The 3,145-nt window shown below is 56.9% G+C and carries 1 protein-coding gene and 1 pseudogene; both read left to right on the top strand.

Annotated features, from left to right (window positions below; all coding sequences use genetic code 11):
- The first annotated feature begins 306 nt into the window (after positions 1–306).
- Positions 307–1,659 carry a formate-dependent phosphoribosylglycinamide formyltransferase gene (gene purT, locus HMPREF2635_RS09055; RefSeq protein ID WP_070821623.1) on the top strand — a complete coding sequence of 451 codons (1,353 nt, stop codon included), beginning with the start codon at positions 307–309 and terminating at the stop codon, positions 1,657–1,659.
- A 662-nt stretch (positions 1,660–2,321) separates the two neighbouring features.
- Positions 2,322–3,145, top strand: a pseudogene (locus tag HMPREF2635_RS13545) (hypothetical protein); the annotation flags it as partial.

Genomic DNA, 3,145 nt, shown 5'->3' with positions numbered 1-3,145 from the left:
CCTGTTGGCTGATGCTTGTGCACCGGGTGCTGGCGAGGGTTCCTCCAAGTAAGAGGAAGACCGCGATAACCGAGGGCCAGTCGGCCCCCGTGGCCGGCTGACACGCTAGAAGGTCAGTCTGTAGCACCAGGCCCCCTTTCCCACTGTTTCCCTGCGGTGGGTAAAGGGGGCTTTGGTGATCCTGCACCCCGGGCCCGGAGCCCGGGGCACCGTGTCGTCGTGGGGCGCGGTGAGTTTGGGTGGTTGTGGGGAAACAGGGGGACGTCGCCAAGCAGCGCGGCGTGAAATGTGTGCGATAATTCGAGAATGACTACCGTAGGCGACATCGCAGGCCAGATCGGAACCCCCTTAACAGGAAGCGCCACCAAGGTGCTGCTCCTCGGGGCGGGCGAGCTGGGCAAGCAGTTGGTAATAGCCTTTCAGAACTTGGGGCTCGAGGTTCACGCCGTGGACCGCTACGCAGGAGCACCCGCGCAGCAGCTTGCGCATTTTAGCTACATCGCAGACATTAGGGACCCGCAGAAGGTGTGGGAGCTTACTGAGCGAATCAAGCCGGACTACGTGGTCCCTGAGGTGGAGACCGTCGCGGTGGAGGCGCTCAAGCGCATTGAGGAAGAAGTAGGCGCTACGGTTGTGCCGACGGCGCGGGCTTGTGAGCTCACGCAGTCCCGTGAGAGCGTGCGCGAGGTGGCTGAGAGTATCGGTCTTCCCGTGACGGCGTATCGCTTTGCTGAAACTGCTGAGGAGCTGCAGGAGGCAGTGGGGGAGTTGGGGCTGCCGTGCATCGTGAAGCCGGATATTACGACCTCCGGTAAGGGGCACGTTCTTCTTAAGGAAGAGGAAGAAATAGAGGAAACATGGGCCATGGTGCGCCACGTGTCCACTGACCACAAGCGTGTGGTGGTGGAGCGCTTCGTTGATTTTGATTATGAGGTCACGCTGTTGGCGGTACGTTCCATCGACCCGGCAACGGGCAAGATGGCGACGTGGTTTAGTGAGCCCATTGGTCACCGTCATGAGAACGGTGACTTGGTGGAGTCCTGGCAGCCCATGGCGATGAGTGAGGACGCCCTGGCGAATGCGCGGTCCGTTGCGGCGCGTATCTCTAACGAGCTGGGTGGGCGTGGTGTCTACGGTGTTGAGCTCTTCGTGGCGGGCGATGAGGTGTACTTCTCCTCAGTCTCGCCGCGCCCTTTGGATACCGCTATGCTCACCGGATACACGCAGCGCTTCTCTGAGTTTGAGCTGCATGTCCGCGCAATGTTGGGCTTCCCGATTGATGTGACGTTGGTCAGCCCCGGTGCGGCGGTCATTCTGCACGCGGACGCTGAGCTTGATGACGTCTCCTATTCCGGTCTCGATGCCGCCATGGCTTATGAGGAGACGGACGTGCGTCTGTTTGGTAAGCCATGGGCCTATGCCGGCCGCCGCATGGGCATGGTGGCTACCACTGCAGAGGACGTTGAGACAGCCCGCGATAGGGCAGCACTCGCGGCGGGGAAGATTACTGTGGCGCCGGGCTCGTCTTCTGGGGCAGACCAGGTGGATGCGCAGCCAGTGACGCCTGCTGGCTCGCCGGTCTCTGACATCGAGGTTATTGAGGTCCCTGAGCCGGTTGTCGACGTTGACCCGAAGCTCACGCGTTCCGCCGATGATTAAAGAGGACTCGGCGAGACATAAAAATGATTAATGGGGTAGTGGTCTAAGCCCCGCGGGGTGAGGGTTCTAATGGGGAATGGCGGCCGTGCTTTGTGCACGGCCGTTTCGCGTGTCTGCGAGGTGTAGCGGTAAGGGTGCTAAGTGCTCGCGAGTACGAGCTTTCGCGGGCCTTGGGGTGCTATTAGGTCGCGGGGGATCGTAGGTATCGCAGGTGCTTACAAGGGGATTAGGCCAGCGGGGGCGCGCACAGTGCTGTTGCGCTGGCGGAAGGTTTCCTTGCGCAATCCGGGTGAAAGAAAACTGATATGCAAACTTAGCAAATCTTAGGTTGAGTATTATAAGAAATATTTAGAAGTTGACGGTGTCAACAGAAAGTCGAACGAATGCGCGATAAATAGGGGTGGTCTGACTTGCAAGTGGTTCCGTACAGCGCAAATGCACTCACATTTAGGTATAGGCTAAATTTATAGAGCAATGAGATACCTTGCAGCTTCCTGTGTTGAATGATATTCTCCTGAGTGAACTATAAGAGTTCGTGAGATTCCTAAGGAGAATCGCCGGTCAAGGTGCAAAAACCTACGTCCAGATTTCAGATTGGTTCAGTGGTCTAAGGCTGCTGTGCAGAAAACTTGTAGACATTCACATCATTCGAAGAGGAAACGATGAGTAAATTAAGGAATATCTCCAGAGAGGGGTGGATGGTCTTTACTGCTGTGCTTACGGCAATTGCAGTAATTGCGGCCATGGTTACCGTTCCCTGGATGAAAGCCGAAGCGGTCGAAGGAGATCCCACGAGCTTTAAGCCCGATTTTGAATTGGGCGGTGCGCCAAACACTACAAACGCGCAGGAGTGGGGATCCCTGACATGGGCAGGGCCCAACATTTCCGGAGTTAAGGCCAACCCGAAGAACAATGTGGGGTGGGCTTGGTGTATCGATCCGATGAAGCACTACCCCGTGACCTCTGTCTCCACGCTTTACGCGAAGGAGAACGCCACAAAGCTTGGTATTGCTCCGGAGTACCGCGACGCAGTCATCCGTCTTGCATTGAAATGGCAAGAGGCTCTTCGGAATAAAGATAAGTCGAAGGCCGCGACTTACGTTGTGTACATGACGGCATTGGTTGGTCGAGATCCTATTGACCGAACCACTGCCGCATACACGATTAATGAACAGCAGCCTAGGTATAGCAACCCATATGGTGAAGTGAACTTCCCGGCCTATAAGGGGTCCATGGAGGAGTTTACCGAGCTTACTGGGCTTAAGATTGAAAGCGCAGAGAACCCTGGGACGAACGAAACGGGCGCTGGCCCGAAGTTTGTAAAGGTCGCTGACATTCCGAAGCAGCCCGACAACTATTACATCACCGTGGTTCTTCCAAAGGGCGGCGCTTCTCGGGGCGCACAGCGCGTTATTCCGCCGGACCAGCCGGGTCTGCCGGGTGACGAGTCTGTTGGGCCGAAGATTTCGACGAATGCTGATTTTGC

It is taken from the genome of Corynebacterium sp. HMSC035E02 (assembly GCF_001836065.1).
Lineage (GTDB): Bacteria > Actinomycetota > Actinomycetes > Mycobacteriales > Mycobacteriaceae > Corynebacterium > Corynebacterium hiratae.
The sequence above is the reverse complement of the archived record's forward strand: the minus strand, read 5'-3'. Positions and strand labels throughout refer to the sequence as shown.